Here is a 19,294-nt window from a genome sequence, read left to right as displayed (position 1 = left end):
ATGCTCGTGCTCGGCCTTGCGCTGTTCGGCGCCGCGTCGCTGGCGGCTGCGCTGGCGCCCGGGTACGGCATGCTGATTGCCATGCGCTTTCTGGAGGGTGTAGGGGGGGCGATCGTTGCACCTGCCGCACTCGGCCAGATGCGCGGCCTGTTCCCCGACATGGCGGCCTTTGCCCGCGCCATGGCGATCTGGGGCGGCGTGTCTGTGATGGGTGCCGTGCTGGGCTTCATCTCATCCGGCATGGCGGCCAGCTTCGTCAGCTGGCGCTGGATGTTCGCGGCGCCGATCACGGTATCCGCACTTGGACTGGCGGCCAGTGCCGGTCTGCTGCCCTCCGCTCGTCCGGGTGAGGCGGCAAGCCGCCCGGGGCTCGACCCCCTCGGGGCCATCCTCGCGACGGGCGGGATCATGCTGGCGAGCTTCGGCCTGATCGCCAGCCACGACACGACCTGGGGCTCGCCCGTGGTGGTGGGGCCGATCGCTGCCGGAACCGCGTTGCTGGTCATGTTCATTATCGCCGAGCGTAGGGCGGCCGATCCCCTACTGCCACCGGCTTTCCTGCTCGATCCCCGGCGCATCGTCGGGGTCTCCGGCATGCTGCTCGCCGCAGCCGCATCGCTGCTGATCGAGTTCGTGCTTCTCACCTACCTACAGCGGATGCGCGGCTGGACACCCTTCGAGACCGCCGCTTCGTTCCTGCCTTTCGCATTGGCTCTGCTCGGAAGCAATCTTCTCGCGGCGCGCATCGTGGGGAGATTCGGGGAGGAAGCTACGACTGTCGCAGGTCTCCTGGTCGCCGGCGCCGCTCTGGCGTGGCTCGCCGACATCGGTCCCAAGACGGCGTATCTCACGGTTCTCCTCCCCGCGCAGGTTCTGCTTGCCATTGGCATCGCGCTTGTGTTCTCGGGCGCCGCCGTCTTGGCGACGGCGAATGTCGCGCATCATCAGATGGGCCTTGCGGGCGGCGTGATGAATACGGCGATGGAACTCGGCCCAACGGTCGGGTTCGCCCTCTTCATGGCCGTGGCGGCCACACGCGCCGACGTCGTCGAGGGTTATGCCAGGGCCTTCGGAACGGCGGCGGCACTCTTCGGAATGGCTGTGGTGGCGGCCCTGCTGGTTGCGCCCAGGGGGCGGCGTCGCGGCGCGGCATGACTGTGCCCCGGCTCGCCGCGAACGCTGCAGGAGACCTGTGATGAGTGATGTGCTGACGTTCACCATGGCCGCGCTGCTGATCGGTGGCGGTGCCACCGCCTTCATGGATCTTTGGGCCGCACTGCAACGGCGGCTTCTCGGGGTGCCTTCGTTGAACTACGCGCTGGTCGGCCGCTGGATCGGCCATCTCTTGCGTGGGCGGTTCACGCATAGGAGCATTGCCGACGCACCACCTGTACGGGGAGAGGCGGTGCTTGGCTGGATTGCGCATTATGCGACCGGGATTGTGTTCGCGGCGGTGCTGCTCACGGTGTGGGGCGTCCAATGGGCGCACAATCCGACGCCCGGCCCGGCCCTTCTCGTCGGTGTTGCGACCGTCGTAGCGCCGTTCCTGATCCTTCAGCCCGGCATGGGCGCCGGGATCGCGGCGAGCAAGACCCCGCAGCCGAACCGTTCGCGTTTCCGGAGCCTTGTGGCCCACGTTTCATTTGGCATCGGCCTGTACGGCGCGGCCGTGCTCGCCGCCGCTGTGTTACCGGCTTGATGGGGCAAGTGGAGGCGGAAAACACCTGATTTCCGACACGCCTCGCTGCCGCCCCGGACGGGGCGGCCGAGGGCCGGGAATTTCGTGCAGAGAACATTGCCTGCCGTTTCTGGTGATCCGCGCATGGTGCCCATCAAAGCAGCGCGCCGGCGGCCTTGAGGGTTTCGACCCGCAAATTGAGAGTTTGATCGTCCGTCCAGGCTCTCGCGTAGTCGATCAACCCCGGCCGGGCGGTGCGGATGGCATTCTCGAGGTCGAGCTGCGTCTCAGGATCTGGGTGGCCGGTATCGACGGCCATTTCCGGACAGGGTTTTCGGACACGCGAGACCGCTGAATGCCTGGACCTGTCACGGCGTCCAAGGAGGAAATCCTTCTTGGACATCTCCGTTGATCGAGGAGGTCAACTCGCGTCAGAGTCCGATCTCGGAGCGAGCAGATCGAAGGGCTGGTGGGGATGTCCAAGATCGTCGCCATCAAAGGCTGGGAGCCTCCGAGCAAGCAGGAGGCCCTGCTGTTCGACGAGATCGTCGTCTTCCAGACCGAGAAGGACGCGCCGGAGGTCGCGGGGCTCAAAGAATTCCTGATCGAAAGCGGAATTGCGAGAAGCCTCTACGGAAAGAGGTTTGTCGCACCCGACCCTGCTTCGGTACCGGTGATGGACATCATCAAAGACATCAGAGATGCCTCCATTGTCGGTGAGAACGAATGGGGGAGAATGAAGGACCTGCTCGACTTGGTGCGGAACCCCGTCGAGCGCGCGACTGTCACTCTGTGCCTCATGACGGTGAGAGCGTCCGAACCAGTGGCGGATCTGTTGCCTTTCATGCCGAGGACGAGCGTAACGGACGGGATCCGAGCAGCAGCGACCGTGCTCAAACTCGACGAGGGAATAGACGCGACGTGCCTGTTGAACAAGGCTCCGGCAGCGACTGCTGGCGGCGATCCGGATCGCCGCCAGCGCATCCTGGAGATCCTGCTGACTAAGGTGCCGGTCCCGTCTGATCTGACCCCATGGGAGCAGATCATCGACTTTCGCAAGGACGAAGAAGCCAGGGCACGCTTTTGGGGCCTGAAGCGGTGGATGAACAAGATGGTCAGGGACAGCCTGCCCCTCGCGGAGATCGAGGATGAGATCGACTACCTGCTCCACGAGTACGAGAGCCACATGAAGCTCCATGGCATGAAGTGCCGTACCGGCGTGCTGCGCACGCTCGTGTCCTTCCCCTTCGAGGTCGCAGAGAACGTCGTGAAGCTGAAGTGGAAGGACATCGCCGATATACCGTTCAAGGTTTGTGACTACGAGATCGCACTCACGGAAGCCGAGATGAAAGCACCAGGCCGGGAGCTGTCCTACCTGGTCGAGGCGAAGAAGGCCTTTCCCGACGGCCCCTGAGCAGGCCGACCAAACACATCACGCGACGCCGGCACAGAGGCCGCGGCCGGCCTGATGGGTCTCCCGACGCGGGCGCGTCCCGTGTCCCACGCATCGGGGTGCCAAATTCTCACCGGCTGATCTTGGGCTACGCGCCATCGCCGCGCGCCTTTCTGAATGACCCATTTATAATGTCTGCCACTCGCCTCGCCAATCGTAGAGCACCGCCGTTGTGGCATACTCACGTAGATACGAGAGTTTGCTGTCGTGCAGCTTCGCAATGGTTGCACCGTCAAAGCTCTTTTCCTCACCGCGCCACGTGTAGTGGAAAGTCCATTCCGCGGTCTCAGCCTCGGGCGAGGATCGTAGATCGCGGACTGTCCAGTCGATTACGTGGCCGTCCTCAGCCAGCCACGTCGAGACCCATCGTGCTACCCAATCGTGCCCGCGGTAGATCGGTCCGAAGCTCTCGATGACGACGCAATCCGGGGTAAGCGTTGCGAGGATCGCGGCCACGTCGTGCGCCCGCCAGCCGGCGATATATTGCTCCAGTAGCGTCATCGGCGTGATGGCCTTCCCGTAGGTCTCCCCTCGATAAGGCATCTCAACGCCGCGTGCACGAGGCCAGCCGCGGATCGACGACCGGGGTCGGTCGCTTGTGGCTAGAGAGCGCATCCGCGCGAACGCCCAAACCCAGTCATTCTCATAACACTATCCCTTGCGAGACGGGCGGGGTTGAGGCTCCCGGCCTTTTTCAACAGCCCCGGGCCGACACACTCACCTGTATGCCGGCGCCGCCGGCCGGCCGCTGCTGCTCCCGCTCGGCACCAGGACGGGCTGGCGCCACCCGCGGCCGCGGCACCATCCGGCCGCGCCCCGGCTGGCGGCGTGTAGGACGCGTAGGGGTTCGAGGGATCGGCCGCCGGCGCGCCCTGGCGCCCCGCGACTCCCTCGCGTCCGCCCCCCGGGCCCTCCGGCCGCGACCTCCGCGCCGATCGGCACCGCCTGGGCCGGCACCAGGCGGCCGGCCTCGCCGGGCCTCGGCTCGACGAGCCAGAGGTCGCCCCGCAGCCAGATCGTGATCGGCTCCCCGGCGGCGGCGGTCATCGGATGGACCGTGCTGCCGATCTCCTGGAGGATCTCGCCGACGGTGGTTTCGAGGTTGCCGTTCACCGACTGGCTGACGCGATCGAGGATCATCGCGTGTGGCCGGCCGCGGCCGCAAGCCGAACCTCCGTAGGCCCCAGTCAGATCCGACGAAGGAACATCCGACAGGTGCTGACTGGGAGGCGGTGCCGGCTTGCTGCTGAGCGACACTCCAGGCCCAGTCCGGGCCGGACAACTGGCCGTGGCGGAAGGGAGCCCGCGTTGCCCAACGCAGTTCCCATGGACAGGACCTGGCCGGCGCTTCCAGGTTGATGGCATGGACAGGCTCGAAACCGATCGGCTGCTGCTCCGGAGGCCGCGTCTCCGGGATGCTGCCGAACTCCTCGCCTTCTTGGGCGATCCCGAGGCGATGCGATATACACAATGCCTCTCGTCTCTCCGCGAGGTCCGGCGCCATCTCGCGGCGCACGACAGGCAGCGCGGCCGGCTGGGGTATGGCCCGTGGACCGTTCTGACGAAGACCGACGGGCGCATAGTGGGCTTCGGCGGGCTGTACCTGGACCCGTTCGATCCCGGCTGGGGAACTGAGCTCGGCTACCATTTCGCCCCAGAAGCCTGGGGCAAGGGTTTTGCTTCGGAGCTGGCGCGAGCCAGCCTGGATCTGGCCTGGGGCCAACTCGGGCTCAGGGAGATCTGGGCGTTCGCCCATCCGGACAATACAGCCTCCCGTCGGGTGCTGGAGAAAGCCGGCTTCGAGGTGCAGCGGTTTGTCGATTCCATGCACAGGAACCTTTTCCGGATTGCTGATCCGAGGTCGCAGCACGGCGGCGAGCGGTGCACCTGCTGACTGGGCGTGACGAAACGGAGCGGAACCGGCTCAGCGCAGGCCTTTCTCCACTACCGTGAATCCGCAACGGTCGATGTACCGTGACGTCGCTGGCCATGCATCTTCGAGCCCGCCCGGGGCCCAGGAACCGGCGTACCCCGCGAACCCGTTCACGGACGCGCCCGTGAACCCGATCCCGCGCGGGCCCGCAGGCCCGTTTACGGGTACCACCATGAGCACGCTCACGGACTTGCCCGGACACCAGAGTACGTGACGACCCGCGTCACCGCTCCAGCCCTCGGCTCTGGATCTTCGGCGGCAGGGCCGCGACCACCGCGTCGCCGAGCTGCCGCTTGACCGCCAGGCTCCATGCGGCGGGATCGCGGCGCACCACCTCCGCCGCGCGCGCCCTGCGCCGCTGCGCCGCTGCAAGCCGCGCGTCCCGCTCGGTGAGCTCGCCCGCCCGGACATAGTGCAGCTCCCGGAGCTCGGGATCCCCGAGGCGCCGCTCCAGCGGCTCCAGCACACGATTCAGCTCGGCCAGGCTCGAGGCCGTGAACGCCGTCTCCTCGAGCACCTCCGAGAGCCTGCCGCCGCGCCGCAGCCAGGCGAAGGCACCGAACTCGGGCCTCAGATCCTCGATCAGATTCGCCGCGATCTCGCGCGGCGATGGCACGCCGCCGCCTCGCGTGAGCTCCGCCGCGCGGGCCACGAGGCCACTTGAGAGGGTTTCGCCCGACCCCATGCCCTGACCCAGGTCACGTATCCGTATCTGAAGACGGCGGCAGACAAGAGGCTCAGCAGGATCGGCAGCATGATCGCCGCTTTGCAGCTCGGCGCCATGCACAGGTTCTCGACCGCAAAGTGGAAGCCTCTGCTGGTCAGGTAGTCGAACAAAGCGGCTTCCTCCAGGCGCGCCGCAATGGGCGGCGCCAAGCGCTCCGTCCGGCATCCCGATCGAAAGTCGCGGGCGCGAGCTCCATGTTGGAGAAATTGCATAAAATGTCTGTTAATGCGCGCATCCCTGCTTTAGGCGATTGCGTTCTGCAGGATCCTGCACCCCTGAAGGCTGCTCCAGAGGCCGAAGGGAGTCCTCCCAGCTGAAGCTCCTCCATGCTGACCATCGTCAGTGGCGAGGCGAACCAGGAAGCCGCTATCTGCTTCGAGCCCGCGGGCGTCGCTCTTCTTCGCAGCGCTCCGGACCGGGTAGCGGAAAAATCCGGTTCCGACCAGAGCATCTGATGACACCGTCATGGGGCGGATCAGAGCTGGATGCGAAGCCGCCGCGGTGACACGCGGCCCGTGGCGATCGAGATAGCGCGTCGACGTCTCGCGGAAGTCGCGATGATCGTCAATCGGCGACACATGCGCGGGGTGTCGGAAACAGCAACTCCGCCCGAGACCGTGGCATGAACGATCGGGCGGCTGAAGCGCGAAACTGTATGAAAGTGTGTCGGCGCCCGGGCTCCGGCACAGGCCGAGACACAAAGCAGGTCCGCCTGACACACTCTGGCGACATTAGCCCCCCATGAATCAACCCGTCGGCCGACTCCCCTCCGCCGACGCCTCCGCCGGCGGCACGGCCCGCTCCGCCCGATCCCGCCCTTCGATGGGGCGGATCCGGCCGGTCCCCGGCGGGGGCAATCACCGATCGAGGAGCCACCACGCCGCTCCCCTCAGAAGGACGTGCGACTATGACCAACATCCACATTGCTGCCGCCGCCTTCGTCGCCCTGATGGCCGCTGCGCCAGCCTTCGCCAACGGCGAGCCGCGGACTCTGGAGAACCTGTTCCCGGGCTGGACGACCGAGGCCACAGGCCTTCCATCGGAGAACCGGGACGAGACCGGCGCGCGGGTGCGCGACTTCGCTATCCAGGACCGGTATGAAACCGGCGACCAGCTCGCCCTCACGCCGGAGACGTGGACCCCACGTCCTTCGTCGCATGCTCCGTTCATGCACTACGACGAGCCGGCCACGGCACAGTATTCGCGCAATTGAGCATGCGGCCGGTCGGGTCCGTGCCGCGTACGACCACGGGCAACGACCCCGACCGGCCATCCCGCGCCAACCCGCAGTATTGGGTGAAACCCAGGCAAACGAAGGTTTCCAATGCCGCTCGCCGCGCCTGTGTCGAACTTTGGCCGAAAGCCGGCCGAACTCGATCAGACGCGTCTTGTCCTCGTGCAGCGCAAGGCCGACGCCGGCCAACCGGTCCGGCCGAGAATCCGTCCAGAAAATCAGCAGGTGAAGGCAGGAGGGAGACATGACCAGACTTACCGTCAACGGAACCGAGCACGACATCGACGTCGATGGGGACACCCCGCTGCTCTGGGTCGTCCGTGAGCAGCTTGGCCTGACCGGCACCAAGTTCGGTTGCGGCATCGGGCAATGCGGGGCCTGCACGGTCCATGTGGATGGCGCCGCCGTCCGCTCCTGCGCGCTTCCCGTGTCGGCGATCGAAGCCGAGCAAAAGATCGTCACCATTGAGGGGCTGTCGCCCGACCTCTCCCACCCGATCCAGAAGGCTTGGCTTGCGTTGGACGTGCCGCAGTGCGGCTACTGCCAGTCCGGGCAGATCATGGCAGCCGCGGCTCTCCTCCGCGAGACGCCGAAGCCGACCGACGAGGACATCAACGCCGGCATGCAGAACATCTGCCGGTGCGGCACCTACAACCGGATCCGCGCGGCCATCAAGCTCGCCGCCGAAAGCCCACAGGCGCAGCGCGGCTGAGCCCGAACCAGGGAGGGAAGAATGACGACCACGATCGAGACCTCGCGCCGTAGGTTCCTCGTCGGTTCGGCGCTCGCGGCGGGCGGGTTCGCGCTGGGATTTCATGTTCCGTTTCTTGCGGGGGCCGAAGCCGCCGCCGAAACCGCGGCAGAGTTGAACGCATGGGTGGTGATCAGACCCGACGAGACGGTGGTGATCCGTATCGCCCGTGTCGAAATGGGGCAAGGAACCCTCACCGGGCTCGCTCAGCTCGTGGCCGAGGAACTGGACTGCGACTGGTCGAAGGTCACCACGGAATACCCGACACCCGGGCAGAACGTCGCGCGCAACCGCGTCTGGGGCAACTTCCAGACGGCCGGCAGCCGCGGCATCCGAGATTCCCAGGACTATGTCCGCAAGGGCGGCGCCGCCGCCCGCATGATGCTGGTGCAGGCCGCGGCGGACGAATGGGGCGTCGCCGCATCGGAATGCACTGCCGCAGGCGGCGTGATCACCCACGCCGCTTCGAGCCGCAGCACGACCTACGGCAAGGTCGCGGCGGCCGCGGCCAAGCTCGAGCCGCCCAAGGACATCCCGCTCAAGGACCCCAAGGACTGGAAAATCGCGGGCCAGCCCCTGCCCCGCCTCGACACCGCGGAGAAGCTCGACGGCAGGCAGGTCTACTCGATCGACGTCAAGCTGCCCGGCATGCTGAACGCCGCGGTCAGAGCCTGCCCGGTCTTCGGCGGCAAGCTGAAGAGCTTCGATGCGGCGTCCGTGGAGGGCATGCCGGGCGTAAGGAAAGTCGTCGCTGTCGATGACACCGGCGTCGCAGTCATCGCCGACACCTGGTGGCGCGCCAAGACCGCGCTGGACGCGCTGCCGGTAGAATGGGACCTCGGCCCGAACGCCGGCCACTCGAGCGCCGAGTTTGCGAAGGTTCTGCGCGAAGGGCTTGAAGCCGACGAGGCCTTCGTCGGCAGCCAGGCGGGTGACGTGAGGGCCGCCGTCGCCGGTGCGGCCAAGGTGGTCGAGGCCGTCTACGGCGTGCCCCACCAGCACCATGCGACCATGGAGCCCATGAACGCGACAGCACTGTTCACGGGCGACCGTTGCGAGGTGTGGACTGCAACCCAGAACGCCGAGGCGGCGCTGGCAACCGCGTCGACGGCGGCCGGGTTGCCGATCCCGCAATGCGAGGTCCACCGCTTGCACCTCGGCGGCGGCTTCGGCCGGCGCTCCACCAGCCACGACTTCGTCCGGCAGGCCGTCCTGATCGCCAAGCAGACGCCGGGCACCCCCGTGAAGCTGATCTGGTCCCGCGAGGAGGACATGCTGCACGGGCGCTATCATCCCGTCACCATGTGCAAGCTGACTGGCGCGCTCGACGCCCAGGGCAACGTCGTCGGACTGCACATGCGCATCTCGGGCCAATCAATCCTGGTCAGCGTCAACCCACAGGGGCTGCAGAACGGGCGCGATCCCGCCACCTTCCAGGGCTTGAACCCGTCGGGAGCCGAGGGCGTGTTCGGCTACACGATCCCGAACCTGCTGATCGACCACGCCATGCGGAACCCGCCGGTGCCGCCCGGCTTCTGGCGCGGCGTGAACAACAACCAGAACGCGCTCTATCTCGAGAGCTTCGTCGACGAGATGGCGCATGCTGCCGGGCATGATGCGCTGGAGTTCCGGCGCCGGATGCTGGTTAACCACCCGAAACACCTGGCCGTGCTGGACGCGGTCGCCGAGGCAGGGGGCTGGGGCAAGCCGGCGGCCGAGGGAGTCTTCCGGGGCCTCGCCCAGCACATGGGCTTCGGCAGCTACGTGGCCGCCTGCGCCGAGGTGTCGGTCAGCCGCGAGGGCAAGTTGAAGATCCACCGGATCGTCGCCGCGACGGATTGCGGCCACGTCGTCAACCCGCAGCAGGTCCGGGCCCAGATCGAAGGCTCTTTCGCCTACGGCCTGTCGGCGGCCCTGTTCGGAGAGATCACCGTCAAGGACGGCAAGGTCGAGCAGGAGAACTTCGACAGCTATCCCGTGATGCTGATGGAGGACATGCCCGCGGTCGAATCGATCGTGATGCCCTCGGGCGAGTTCTGGGGTGGCGTCGGCGAGCCGACGATCTTCGTGGCGGCACCGGCGGTGCTGAACGCAATCTTCGCGGCGACGGGCAAGCGGATTCGCACACTGCCGCTGTCCAAGGCCAACCTGCGCTCGGCGTGAGAACCGAGGCGGTGGCCCATCCCGGCCGTCGCCCCACCCTTTGTGGATCCGCCCATGTCCAGGCCCTTCCTGATCTGCGCGCTGCTCGTCGCGGCGGATCCGGCCTTGGCCGGGCAAGCGCCGCCCGGAGCTGCCTCATGCTCGGAAGTGCCTCGGCGTACCGCTCCGCCGCGTCCCCGTACTGCCGCATCACGAGCTCGGCAGAACAAGGGCCAGGCGGCCATTGCCAGGACCATGCCTGCGGCAGGATCCTGAACTTCATCCCCCGTGGGCTTGCCCCTGAGGCCTAAGGGCCCTCCCAGCTTGAGCCGCTGCATGCAATCCGGCCCCGCCACAGCGGTGGTAATGCTCCCGAGGCCGGCGGAATGCTTGACAATATCGGATCTCGGGCGTCCGATTATCGTGGGCTAGGCTCAAGGAGCGCCGAGATGATTAACACTCCGGCATCCTCCTCTTGCTCCATCTATTCGAGTGAAGAAATCCGGCTACTCGTGATCCGCGCCGCGCAAGCGGGTCGTCCAGTTAGCGAGCGACGGCTGTTCGCCTCAATCCTGCGCCGGATGCGCGAACATGCTATCGAGCTTGAGATTTTGTATGGTGATCTTCCTGGCGTGTTGTCACTGAGCGAGACTGCGCGCGCTCGTTTCTTGCGCACCTTGGAAATTGCTTCATCGGCTTCAAATGGCCGCCGGTCCGTCAGCGAGCTTGAATCCGTCGAACAGTTCCAGCATGCCAAAGGACCATTGTGCCATTCCTTGAGCCCCGTCAGGTTTGCCGTTGCGCCCGAGGTGATCCTGCAGCTGACATTGGGCATCGAGTTCGCGACGCGTGGCGATCACCAGGCATACGCCAGGTACGTCGAGACCCTGCTCGACCTGTGGGACCGCACCCGCTTGATCGACCATCTAATCGAGAGCGCCCATCAACCTATCCACCCCTCCGGCCGCGATCAACTGGGCGAGCAACTTCGGCTGGTTGGACGCGATATCGAAGGACTGACTCCGCCTGATACGGGCCCTCAACCTGTGCCAGGTGGGGCGGAGACCTTCCCCTTGCCCATTGGCGACGGGGATCCTTGGCCTGGACCCGACGACGGTCCTTCCATACCATGGCCAGGCAGCCCACCCGGAGGAGGCTTTGGGCCGCAAGCCCCACCCGGCGGATTACCGCCCGCCGGGCCTTTGCCTGGCGGTCCCGTCCCCGGCCCTGACGTCTCTCTGAACGACCTCTGCCGTCGTCTGATAAAGGCCGGTGCACGCGGCCTGCGCCATCCCGAAATTCCGAACTCGACCTGGGCACAAGGCATCACGGGGCTCTCGCCCAATCCGGCCTGCGCGGGCGAGCCGCTCCGGATCCTTGGAACTGGCTTCGGCGCATCCCAGCCGCCTGACGTGGTCGTCATCCTCGGAAATCAGCCCCTGCAGGTGGTCTCATGGTCGGACACCGAAATCGTGGTGCTGGTTCCGCAGGGCGCACGCTCCGGCTGCATTGGCTTTCGCAACGAGTCCATAGAGGCTCACCGGCTTAACCAGTTCCAGCAACGCCATGACGCGCTGAGCCAAGTGGCTGAGGGAATGGCCTGCCTGGGCCGTATCCCGGCACCCTTGCCGGCTTTCCCGCTGGTACGGAGCGGGGCTCCCTGCACGCCGTCGAACCGATTTGCGGGTACCTTGCCCGAGATCGAAACCTTCCTTGCCAATGGTCTTACCGACTTGGTCGTGGCTCCCGGAACCGCGCTTATGCTGAGTTGGGACGTGCGCAACACGACCGCGATCCGGATCCGTCGCACGTCACCTCACGGTCCGGCGATCGACCTGACGGACCCGACCGGAACAAGCGCCTCGCTTGGAGCTTTCATCGAGACCCGGCCAGTAGACGCGGCGTACGAGTTGGTGGCATCGAACCGCTGCGGCACGGCGACGGCGACGGTCGCCGTCAGACTCAGGAAGGTCCCGAAGCTCAAGGTCGAGGGAGTCGAGTTCACACAAGGGATCCAGACCTTTTTGGATCCGGTCGCTCCCGACAACTCGCTCGGGTTGGTCGCCCACAAGAACACGGTCGTTCGGATCTATGTTTCTGTCGACTTGGGCGGCTTCGCGAACGACGAACTGCCCGACGTGACGGCCACGCTCACTGTGGCAGGGGCCACGTTCCTGCCGATCAACGGCATCAAGCCGCTGTCAGCCGACAACCTGGCAACGCGCGCCGGCGCGATCGACAGGATTACGGTGCGTCCGCTCAGCCAGATTGTCCGGGAGCAAGTGGATCACACGCTCAACTTCCTGCTCCCCGCGGCCATGTGCGTCGGAACGGTATCGCCGGTCATCAAGGTCACGGCACCGGCCGTTGAGACGCCATCGCCGGGGTCCTTCGTCATGACCCCGACCGTCACGGCACAACCCTCCTGCACATTCGCCAAGAAGAAGGCCATGAAGCTCCGCTATGTACGCGTATTCCACGTGGATGGCGGCGCCTCTTATACGGACCTGAAGGCGCGTGAGTCGGTCGTCCGTGCTCTCGACCTTCTCCCGACGCCGGCTACCGACATCGCTCCCGCGTGGCTTCCAACCTGGACGACCGGGGTCGACCTGGGTTCCTGGGACGGACGTTTCGAATTGCTCGATCAACTCGACGACCAGCACGATTGCTCTCCGTCCGAGTGGCTCTTCCCATGGGAGGACGAATGTCCCGACGACGACGACGCCGTCTGGATAGGCCTTACGCCGTTGATCCCGCTGAAAGGCGCGGCTCAGGGCCTGAAGGTTTTCGGCACCAGCAGGAACACGGTTATTGCGGACGACACCAGTGACACAATAGCTCACGAACTCGGCCATACCCTCAAATGCAATCACGTCAATCCGAACGTTCAATGCGGCATTGCGCCCGACAAGGACGGCAGCTTCGACTCCCTTCCTGACGACGGTCGCGTGCAAGAGCGTGACATCTTCGACGTGTTCTTTCCCGGCTCGTCGAAGATCGCGACGCACGACATCATGAGCTATGCTTGTTCACGGTGGATCTCGAAATACAATTGGACGAGGCTCTTTAACTTGTTCTGACGTGGTGAAGTCGACCATGGACGGCCAGAGAACATTTCTCCGCTTCGTCGGCAAGCTCTGGGACGACATGCGCTTTGAGCCCGGCTTGGGCTGGGAAACGGTTCGCATTTCCCGTGTCCCACACCCCGACGAAGCTTTTCGGCTCGAACTCCTCGACGAGGCGGGGATGGTCCTAGTGTCAGCTGCTCCCGAAGTGTTTCGCGGGGACTGCCGCGCGGCGCACAATGCGACCCGGGCGGCGCGGGTCACCGGATACATCCCGTTCCGCAACGACGCCGCGGCTGTCGTCCTCCGGACAGAGAGCAGGGAGATCCACCGTGAGACGCTCTCGCGCACCACGCCGTCCATAGAGATCAAGCATGTCGCCGACCTCGGCAATGGCCGCATCAGCGTTGCCTGGGCGGCTGAGCATGAGCGTCCCATCCGCTTCGTCGTCAGATATCTTACCGGACGAACATCGTATCTTGTTTCCCATGCTGTGACTGAGACGGAAGCCGTGGTGGACACCGCATCCTTTCCCGGCGGAGGAGCGGGCTGCCGCATCGCTGTGCTCGCGTCTGATGGGCTTCGATCCTCGTTTGCGGTGAGCGAGCCGTTTGCGGTCGACGAGAAGCCTACGCGCGTCTTTATACTTTCTCCGTTGAACAGCCAGATGGTCGCTGCCGACCAGCCCTTTTCAGCGTTTGGTCAGGCAATCAACGCGTTCGGGCGCAGCTGTCCTGACAACGGGCTGGTCTGGGATCTCGACGGTAGCCTGATCGCACGCGGCACCCGGATGGTGTTGGTTCCATCAATCAATCCGGGGAAGCATCACCTTGCCCTGAGCTATGTCGTCGAAGGACGCGTATTGGCCTCGGAGGCCGTAGTGATTCAAGCCGCCGCGAGAATGTGAGCAGCTCTACCGCTAGGTGTAATGGCTCGCAATCATCGGCGGCTCGGCTCGATTCTAACGCCGATCTCCGCCTCAGGATTGCTGAGACGGAGCCAACGCCTGGGCTCCCAATAAGTGCCACCAGGCTCGCACTGGATGAGACGGGCTCGCAATCATCGCCGGCGGCGAGCATCTGCTACTAAAGCTCGCGGGTGCGTGCGGCGTCGAGCCGTCCGGAGACGAAGAGCCGAATGTCCGCAGGCTTGGCATCAAACTGCTCCGCCAGCGCACAAACCGTGTAGCCGTGGTGCGTTAGCTTCGGAGCGCTCAAGCACGGCACGGCGCATTTCTGAGGAGCGCGTGCCTCACGCGACGCGCAGGTCTATGCTGGCGGAATGCGCTGGCTGTTGACCGCCCTCGCCCTGTTGGTCGCCCTCCCCGCCGCCGCGGCGGAGCCAGACGCGTGCCCGCGCCACTTCCACGCCGGCTGATCGTCCCCTATTTCCGTGGACACGGGGTCACGCGGTCCGGAGCTCCGCCTGCTCGGGCGTGATGTAGCCGATGGCGGAGTGGATTCGCTGACGATTGTAGTAGCCTTCGATGTATGCGAACAGCTCGCGCCGAGCCTGCTCGCGGGTCTCGAAGCGGACGCGATGGACGAGCTCCACCTTGAGGGTGTGGAAGAAGCTCTCCATCGGGGCGTTGTCGTAGCAACAGCCCGGGCGCGACATCGACTGCCGCATGCCCGCGCCCTGCAACAGCTCGCGGTAGGCTCCGGACGCGTATTGGCACCCGCGATCCGAATGATGGACCAGACCCGCCGAGGGGCGTTGGCGCTGGGTCGCCATGAGCAGCGCCGAGGCGGCCAGTTCGGTGCGTAGATGATCGCGCATCGCCCAACCCACCACCTTGCGCGTGCCGAGGTCGAGCACGGCCGCCAGATAAAGCCAGCCCTCGCCCGTGGGCACGTACGAGATGTCGGCCAGCCAGGTGCGGTTCGGACCCGCGGCCTCAAAGCGCTGCCCGAGCAGGTCCGGGGCGACCGGCAGGGCGTGCTGGCTGTCGGTGGTGACCGGTCGGAACCGCCGCGCGGCGATGCCGCGGATGCCATTCCGGCGCATCAGGCGCTCGATCCGGCCGCGGCTGACGGCAACGCCCTGCGCGCGCAGGGCGGCATGGATGCGCGGGCTGCCGTAGCGGCCGCGGTGGTGCTCGTGCAGGTGCTGGACCTCGGCCAGCAGCCGGCGGTTCGCGGCCGCCCGGGCGCTCTCCGGCCTGGCGCGCCAAGCGTAGTAGCCGCGGGGCGAGATGCCGAGCACCCCGCACATGACGCGGATCGGGTACTGGTTCCGGTGGTCCTCGACGAAGCGGAACCTCATCTCGGCGGTTCCGAGAAGATGGCGATGGCCTTTTTTAAAATGTCGCGTTCTTGCCGGGCCCGCTCGAGCTCGCGCTTGAGCCGCGCGATCTCGGCCGCCTGCTCGGCCGGCGAGGCGCCCTGCGGGGCCGCGGCCGGCGGAGCAGTCCTGGAGCGTGGCTCAGCACCATGGACGGCGCGCCAGTTTCGCAGCATCGACGGTTGGATGCCCAGCTCGGCGGCCACCTGCATCAGCGGCCGGCCGCTGCTCTCCAGCAACGACACGGCCTCCCGCTTGAACTCGTCCGTGAAGGCTCGTCGGGTCTTCGTCATCCTCCACCTTCCTGCTCCCTCGGGAGCTTAGCAAAGGTGTCCACGGCTTCGAGGGAGGATCAGGCTTGGCTCCGGTGCTGCTGGATCGGAAGCTCGAGCCGAAGACGCGCATGCTTTGCTTCTCGGGCTTTGCAGCGGTGCATTCCGGGCTGACGCGGACGCCGCTCTGGCCGGCCGAGCGGTTGACCCGTGCCGGCCAGAAGCGCGCGGATGTGGTTGCGAGGGTGGACGACTTCCACGCCGAGGCGCGGTTACCCGCCGACGAACGGGCCGAGCTGCAGGACTATGCGCGATCGGGCTTCGATCGCGGGCATCTGGCGCCGGCGGCCGACATGTCGAGCAAGAGCGCGCAGCGCCAGAGCTCCTCGTTGGCCAACATCATCCCGCAGGCTCCGGAGAGCAACCGCGGCATCTGGTCGGACATCGAGGGCGCGGTGCGAGATCTCGCACGCCGGGATGGCGAGGTCTTCGTCGTCACGGGCGTGGTGTTCGCAGGCGAGACGCTGCAGCGCGTCGGCGGCCGGGTCTTCGTCCCGACACAGGTCTGGAAGGCGGTCTATGTGCCGCGCAGCGGTCTCGCCGGCGCCTATGTCGTGGAGAACACGGCGTCACAGGACTGGCGGGAGATCCCGATCACCGAGCTCGCAGCGCTTGCCGGTATCGACCCCTTCCCCGCGCTTCAGGGCACGTCGAGATCGCGCCAGCAGGACCTTCCGGATCCACGCTCGCCGAGACAGCAGCGGCAGGACACGAAGCAGCCGAGCGGGAGCGGAAGCGTCCTCGAACAGTTTCTAGAGCAGCTGACCCGCTGACGAGATTGGAGCGCCGATGGCGAGGAAGTCCAGGAGCCAGGCTCAGATCGAGCCTTTCGCCAACGAGGCCCAGGTGCTTTCGGTGGGCGAGCTGACGGCAGAGAACCGGGCCGACAGGGTGTCGATCTTCGGGACAGTCGACCTCACGCGCGATCGCGCCGGCCTCGAGAAGGCGCGCGCGCTGAAGACGCTGCTCGATGCGGTGGTGGCGCGCTCGAAGCGGAGAAGGAGCTGCCGGATACCCTCGCCCCACCCAAGCCGGCCGACCGGGCGCCGAACCCATTCGGATAGAACCAAGGAGGGCTGGGGAGCGGGGAGCCTGCGCCGCCTGCTCCCCGGACCATCCAAGCGGCGCATCCGATCTGACGGCCAGCACCCAGGAAGCTCGATCGCGCGATGGACCTCACGAGACGCAATGCGCTGGCGCTTCTGATCCTGGCGGGCAGCGTGGCCTTGGCCGCCTGCACGCCAGTCGTCGTCGCACTGACACCGACACCGCGGCGTGCCCCGGCGCCGACAGGCCAGGAGGGCAAGCCTGACAACCAGGTCAAGTAGGGCGCGGGCTGGCAGCTATGGCGGGATCAGGTGCACTCTCGTGTCCGGGACCAGACGGATGCCGTCCTTTCACGAACTGCGATCCATCTGGTACCGCCACCCCTTGCTCCAGAATCAGCGCTGAGAGACGATTGTCCAGTCGTTCGGAGAACCTCCGGCGCGGCACGCAGTCATGGACCGGTCCGTCACGGGGTCAGTCTGGAGGTACGCTGTAACCTTGAGGCAGACTCCCTCTGACAGGGGACGTTCCGTCAACTCGAACCAGCCGCCGACGGAGCAGCCATCGTGTTTCGCCCACTGGCGATGAAGCTTGGGAACCGGCTTACCATTAGTGGTCGCGTGGATCCCAAGCGTCGTGTTGAGAACGTGGGAGAGCCTGGCAGGACATGAGGTGCCATAGGCCTTGAAGCCGGCGTTCGTGAGGCCCTTCTCGTAGCGTCCGAGGGCCTCCGCTACCGGGATCGGCGCTGTCTTCTCCGCCTCCTCATAGTTGGCATTCAATGCCGATGAGAAGGTGCGTGGCTTTGGCTCCCGGACCGTGTAGTCGACGACACGGGTTCGGGAATCTTTCCTCTCGGAGAGCGCGACGCTAAAGATGACGTTGCCCGCTTCGGTGACGCAAAACCACGTCTTCGAAAAATCACCGAGGTTCAGATTCGTGAACTTGCCGCCCTTGTGCTCGCAGAACTCGCCATAGGCGCGGCGGGTACCATCGATCTTAGCCTCAAGCGGCGTAAACCAGCCGGTGAGTTCGAGATAGTCGCCGCGATCCTGCGGCCGGGCCTTAAGCGTTGAGTTGATTACCTTGTCGAGCTTGTTCGAGAAGTCGACCTTTAGTCGTTCAGTAAACTCAATGGCGGTCTCGTCCTTGGACTCCATGCTCATCTTGTCCGTCGCGAGGCAGCCTGCGAGGAAGGGGAGCATAGCGACGGCAATAAGATGGCGAGAACGGAACACGATTGAAAGGCTCCTGGCTCGGTCGTCAATGTTTTATGATAATTATGAAGAACTCGGCTTAACCGTTTGCTACCGCGGTATCGAACGACCCGTTCAGTCAGGGGGCGCAGGCGGCCTCATGTTTGAGAACGCGGGATAAGCTCGGCGAGGGACCTAGAATGTCGGACCAAGCGAAGGCGATCAGGATCAACCGCGCGCCGGTGCTCGCGCTCTGGGCCGCGGTCGTGGCGGAGCGGCTTGGGCTCGAGCGCTCGGAGGCCTTGACCTTCGGACGCGCGCTGTCAGGGCTCACGGCCCACGCCAAGGGCGTCCATCTCGGGATCTTCGAGCCGACGCCGGAGCGCATCGCGCAGCGTCGCCGCGAGCTCGGCCATGGCGACGAGGTCCAGGTCGGGTTGATGGGACGAGCGATCCCGGCCGTTCACACGCCCAAGGGCCTGATGGCCGTCAGCAAGGGCAAGCCGATCGCGCCGGCCAGCGTGGAGCGATATCTCGCCGGCAAGTTCGGCGACGCCCTGGAGCCGGTGCGCGCCGCGATGGCGGAGCTCGCGGGCTCGCAGGAGCCGGCGGAGCTCGCGCGGTCGGGTTTCCGGCTCTGCGAGCAGTTCCGGCCGGCCGTGAAGCCGGGCGCCGGCGGCTGGGGACAGGAGGGCGAGCTGGACCTGGAGCGGATCAGGGCGTTGGCGAGGAGGTGAGGAGCACCTAGGCATCTGACGATCGCGCAGTGGTTAAGGCTAGCTGGCAAGGGGGACATCGCATGTCCCCCTTCCGATCCCCCGGCGTTCTTGTGTGATCGGACTAACGCAGGACGAGTCTTACCGCCCTCCCGCCAACTGCGACACTCGGCGCGGGCTTCCAGCGACGCACATTCTGCAAGGCTCTCTCCGAACCGTCGGAGGGACCCATGGAATCGATCGCTCTCCTTTCCCAGAAGGGCGGCTGCGCCAAGACCAGCCTCGCCCTGAACATCGCCACCGCAGCGGTCGCCGCCGGCCGCCGCGTCGCGATCGTCGACTGCGACAAGCAGGGCAGCAGCAAGCGCTGGCAGGAGGACCGCGAGGGACGCCCCATGCCCCTGCTGGCCCATGTCGGCAGCGACACCATCACCCAGAAGCTGCCCGAGCTCGTCCAGCGCGCCAACGCCTCCGACATCGATCTCATGATCTTCGACACGCCTCCGACGGCCGAGGACTGCTCCGCCGCGCTGTCAGGCCTGGTCGACCTGATCCTCGTCCCCTCGCAGCCGCGCACCCTCGACGTCCGCGCCATCCGCAGGACGCTCGAGCTTGTCCAGCCCGCCATCGCCGACGGCCGCGTGCACATCCTCCTGATCGTGCTGCTCATGCCCTTCTACCGCAACGCCTTCGACCTGCAGGCCGACCTGGAGGGCCTGCGCATCGCCGCGGAGGAA

20 protein-coding genes are annotated in these 19,294 nt (G+C 66.0%); 14 read left to right on the top strand and 6 right to left on the bottom strand.

The annotated features are described in order from the left end of the window. On the top strand, positions 1-1,155 hold the full coding sequence (locus JUB13_RS19070; protein ID WP_236025068.1) for an MFS transporter: 1,155 nt from the start codon (positions 1-3) through the stop codon (positions 1,153-1,155). Positions 1,156-1,195: 40 nt separating this feature from the next. After that, positions 1,196-1,699: a DUF2938 domain-containing protein gene (locus JUB13_RS19065; protein ID WP_207481777.1), complete on the top strand. Its 504-nt coding sequence runs from the start codon at positions 1,196-1,198 to the stop codon at positions 1,697-1,699. A gap of 133 nt (positions 1,700-1,832) precedes the next feature. Here JUB13_RS19065 and JUB13_RS19060 read toward each other — a convergent pair whose 3' ends face one another. Then, positions 1,833-2,081, bottom strand: a complete 249-nt coding sequence (locus tag JUB13_RS19060; RefSeq protein WP_207481776.1) for a hypothetical protein — start codon at positions 2,079-2,081, stop codon at positions 1,833-1,835. A 72-nt stretch (positions 2,082-2,153) separates the two neighbouring features. On the opposite strand from JUB13_RS19060, the gene JUB13_RS19055 reads away from it, so the two are divergent. Beyond that, the gene (locus tag JUB13_RS19055) at positions 2,154-3,092 is read left to right on the top strand and encodes a hypothetical protein (RefSeq protein WP_207481775.1); all 939 of its coding nucleotides are present in this window, start codon (positions 2,154-2,156) and stop codon (positions 3,090-3,092) included. A gap of 165 nt (positions 3,093-3,257) precedes the next feature. Here JUB13_RS19055 and JUB13_RS19050 read toward each other — a convergent pair whose 3' ends face one another. After that, the gene (locus JUB13_RS19050) at positions 3,258-3,632 is read right to left on the bottom strand and encodes a nuclear transport factor 2 family protein (protein WP_207481774.1); all 375 of its coding nucleotides are present in this window, start codon (positions 3,630-3,632) and stop codon (positions 3,258-3,260) included. Positions 3,633-3,848: 216 nt separating this feature from the next. After that, positions 3,849-4,271: a hypothetical protein gene (locus JUB13_RS19045; RefSeq protein WP_207481772.1), complete on the bottom strand. Its 423-nt coding sequence runs from the start codon at positions 4,269-4,271 to the stop codon at positions 3,849-3,851. A 223-nt stretch (positions 4,272-4,494) separates the two neighbouring features. Here JUB13_RS19045 and JUB13_RS19040 point away from each other — a divergent pair, with 223 nt between their 5' ends. Then, positions 4,495-5,025, top strand: a complete 531-nt coding sequence (locus JUB13_RS19040; RefSeq protein ID WP_207481770.1) for a GNAT family N-acetyltransferase — start codon at positions 4,495-4,497, stop codon at positions 5,023-5,025. A gap of 262 nt (positions 5,026-5,287) precedes the next feature. Here the strand turns inward: JUB13_RS19040 and JUB13_RS19035 are convergent, their stop codons facing one another. Next, a complete protein-coding gene (locus JUB13_RS19035; protein ID WP_207481768.1) occupies positions 5,288-5,680 on the bottom strand; it encodes a hypothetical protein in 393 nt (130 codons plus the stop codon). 437 nt (positions 5,681-6,117) lie between these two features. On the opposite strand from JUB13_RS19035, the gene JUB13_RS31850 reads away from it, so the two are divergent. From JUB13_RS31850 to JUB13_RS19010, 6 genes are all read left to right on the top strand, one after another. Beyond that, positions 6,118-6,246 (top strand): hypothetical protein, encoded by a 129-nt coding sequence (locus JUB13_RS31850; protein ID WP_268914388.1) that lies wholly within the window; start codon positions 6,118-6,120, stop codon positions 6,244-6,246. 452 nt (positions 6,247-6,698) lie between these two features. After that, entirely contained in the window at positions 6,699-7,004 is a 306-nt protein-coding gene (locus JUB13_RS19030; protein ID WP_207481766.1) for a hypothetical protein, read from the top strand. Between the two features lie 265 nt (positions 7,005-7,269). Then, the gene (locus JUB13_RS19025; RefSeq protein WP_207481764.1) at positions 7,270-7,737 is read left to right on the top strand and encodes a (2Fe-2S)-binding protein; all 468 of its coding nucleotides are present in this window, start codon (positions 7,270-7,272) and stop codon (positions 7,735-7,737) included. Between the two features lie 21 nt (positions 7,738-7,758). After that, positions 7,759-9,939 (top strand): xanthine dehydrogenase family protein molybdopterin-binding subunit, encoded by a 2,181-nt coding sequence (locus JUB13_RS19020; protein ID WP_207481762.1) that lies wholly within the window; start codon positions 7,759-7,761, stop codon positions 9,937-9,939. Between the two features lie 428 nt (positions 9,940-10,367). Continuing rightward, positions 10,368-12,998 (top strand): IPT/TIG domain-containing protein, encoded by a 2,631-nt coding sequence (locus JUB13_RS19015; RefSeq protein WP_207481760.1) that lies wholly within the window; start codon positions 10,368-10,370, stop codon positions 12,996-12,998. Between the two features lie 16 nt (positions 12,999-13,014). Further along, positions 13,015-13,890: a hypothetical protein gene (locus JUB13_RS19010; RefSeq protein ID WP_207481758.1), complete on the top strand. Its 876-nt coding sequence runs from the start codon at positions 13,015-13,017 to the stop codon at positions 13,888-13,890. A gap of 497 nt (positions 13,891-14,387) precedes the next feature. Here the strand turns inward: JUB13_RS19010 and JUB13_RS19005 are convergent. Continuing rightward, positions 14,388-15,559 (bottom strand): IS3 family transposase gene (locus JUB13_RS19005; protein ID WP_236025067.1). Its coding sequence is split into 2 segments (ribosomal slippage): positions 14,388-15,274 and positions 15,274-15,559, totalling 1,173 coding nucleotides; the frame shifts between segments, so codons are not numbered across the junction. A 74-nt stretch (positions 15,560-15,633) separates the two neighbouring features. On the opposite strand from JUB13_RS19005, the gene JUB13_RS19000 reads away from it, so the two are divergent. Further along, the gene (locus tag JUB13_RS19000; protein ID WP_328702970.1) at positions 15,634-16,371 is read left to right on the top strand and encodes a DNA/RNA non-specific endonuclease; all 738 of its coding nucleotides are present in this window, start codon (positions 15,634-15,636) and stop codon (positions 16,369-16,371) included. Between the two features lie 396 nt (positions 16,372-16,767). Next, positions 16,768-16,926 carry a hypothetical protein gene (locus JUB13_RS18995; protein ID WP_207481752.1) on the top strand — a complete coding sequence of 53 codons (159 nt, stop codon included), beginning with the start codon at positions 16,768-16,770 and terminating at the stop codon, positions 16,924-16,926. Positions 16,927-17,040: 114 nt separating this feature from the next. On the opposite strand, the gene JUB13_RS18990 is transcribed toward JUB13_RS18995, so the two are convergent. Next, the gene (locus JUB13_RS18990; protein WP_207481750.1) at positions 17,041-17,805 is read right to left on the bottom strand and encodes a hypothetical protein; all 765 of its coding nucleotides are present in this window, start codon (positions 17,803-17,805) and stop codon (positions 17,041-17,043) included. Between the two features lie 236 nt (positions 17,806-18,041). Here JUB13_RS18990 and JUB13_RS18985 point away from each other — a divergent pair, with 236 nt between their 5' ends. Continuing rightward, entirely contained in the window at positions 18,042-18,578 is a 537-nt protein-coding gene (locus tag JUB13_RS18985; RefSeq protein ID WP_207481748.1) for a hypothetical protein, read from the top strand. A gap of 209 nt (positions 18,579-18,787) precedes the next feature. After that, on the top strand, positions 18,788-19,294 hold a 507-nt coding region (locus JUB13_RS18980), incomplete at its 3' end, for an AAA family ATPase (RefSeq protein WP_207481746.1).

Origin of the sequence: Arenibaculum pallidiluteum, assembly GCF_017355985.1 — a bacterium.
GTDB lineage: Bacteria > Pseudomonadota > Alphaproteobacteria > Azospirillales > Azospirillaceae > Arenibaculum > Arenibaculum pallidiluteum.
This window is presented reverse-complemented; position numbering and strand designations above follow the sequence as displayed.